The organism is Rhodoferax sp. GW821-FHT07G04 (assembly GCF_059418585.1).
This window is the reverse complement of sequence record NZ_JBWKQD010000015.1, coordinates 1-1,865: the sequence shown is the minus strand read 5'-3', so window position 1 is coordinate 1,865 and position 1,865 is coordinate 1. Positions and strand designations below refer to the sequence as shown.

At 65.1% G+C, this 1,865-nt stretch carries 1 protein-coding gene; it reads right to left on the bottom strand.

Annotation, left to right across the window (positions count from 1 at the left end; all coding sequences use genetic code 11):
• Window positions 1-1,865: beta strand repeat-containing protein (locus AC07OO_RS25410; RefSeq protein ID WP_495084966.1), on the bottom strand; the 1,865-nt coding region annotated here is incomplete at both ends.

The following is a 1,865-nucleotide window of genomic DNA, read 5'->3' as shown; positions in this document are numbered from 1 at the left end:
CCATCCACCGTGGCGCGCAGCAGGCCGTCCTTGTCGTGCACCTGGGTCAGCACGCGGTCGGCCGCATCGGCGCTGGCATGCACCACCACCGTTGCAAAGCTGGACGAGGTGGTGCTGGTGGCATTGGCACTGTCACCGCTGTAGACGGCAGTGATGTTGTCCAGCGCAGTGGCGCCAGGCAGCGTGAGGCTGGCCATGCCATAGGTCAGGGGCACGGGTGCGCCCAGTGGGGTGCTGCCGCTGTAGAAGGTGATGGTGCCGGTGGGGTTGTTGCCGGATACGACGGCACCCAACTGGATGCTGCTGCCACCAGCGCCACTCAGTTTCTGGGCATTCATGACCAGCGCGGTTGCGCTCACCCCTTGTTGCACGGTCTGGCTGAATTGCAGGGTGCTGGACAGGAAGTTGGCATTGCCGCTGTAGGTGGCCGTGAGGTTGAGGTTGCCCGCAGGCAGCTTGGCTGCCGACAGCAGGGCCACGCCGCTGACCACCTGGGCCGTGGCGACCACGGTGGTGCCGTTGAACAGTGTCACGCTGCCATCGGTGGCACCGGGTACGTTGATGGCGATGGTGCCGTTTTGCGTGATCGTCGCGGCAGAGCCGCGCGACAGGCTGGCTGGCGCCAATTGCACCGTCTGGTAGACGATGGCCGAGTTGCTGGCGGCGTTGTTGGCGTCATTGCCGTACACGGCTTTGATGCTGTTGCGGCCCATGGGCAGGCTGCCCACAAGGAAGCTGGCGATGCCACCTGTGACGATGGATTGGCCCAGCAGGGTTGCGCCGTTGTAGAAGCTGACCTTGCCGGTCAGGTTGGTGCCACTGACCTGCGCGGTCAGGGTGACCGGGGCGGTCGGTCCGCTGGGGCTTGGCGAGACGTTCAGTGTCGTGCTGGTGGTGCCCGCCGTGATGGTGGTGTTGACGACGGCCGAGGCACTGGTGGGGTAGCTGGTGCTGCCGTCGTAGACGGCCTTGAGTTTGGCTGTGCCCAGGGGCAGGCCGGCGGTGGTGAAGTTGGCACGGCCATTGACGACGTCGGCCGTTCCCAGCAGGGTTGTGTCGTTGTAGAAGCTGACGCGGCCGGTGGCAATGGCGCTTTGGTCGCTCGCGCTGGAGACCATGGCGCTGAGCGTGAGGTTGGCGCCGTAGGTGCTTTGGGTGTGGGCAACCGCCAAACTGGTGTTGGTGGCCACGCCTTGGACGGTGATGCTGGCTGCGGCGTCCAGGCTGGAGCCTGCGTGCAGCGTGTCGCCCGAGTACACCACGCGGATGCTGTTGGTGCCGACCGGCAACACACTGGTGACCAGCGTTGCGACGCCGGAAGCGTTGCAGGCTGCAGTACCCAGCAACACGTTTCCACTGAAGAAGCTCAGGGTGCCCTGAGGAACTCCGGCAGTACCGGAAACCGCTGTATAGACGTTGGAGACACCGGCCTTGAGGGTCACCGGTGTGCCCAGGCTGGGGTTGGCCGGTGTGGCGCTTTGCCACGCAATGCTGCTGGTGCTTTGGATGCTGGCGGTCAGCTGTGACGATGTCACGCTTTGGTTGTTGGCATCTCCGGAGTAGGCAACCGTGAAGCTGGCGGCGCCGGCTGGCAGGGTTGCGTTGAAGATGGCAATGCCGTTGACCAGGGTGACGGGGGAGCCGACGGCTGTGCCGTTGTTGTACAAAGTGGCAGTGCCAGTAGGTTTGGCGCCAGCAATGCGGGCGGTAATGGAGACGGTGGTGCCGCTGGCGGTCTGGGCCGCCATGGTGTAGGCCGTGCTGACGGCAGGCGTGGCTTTGCCCACTGTTTCAGCCACGGTGTTGGAGGTGCTGCTGGCTGCGCTGGCGTCGCCCGAGTAGGTGGCCTTGACGTTGGCCACGCC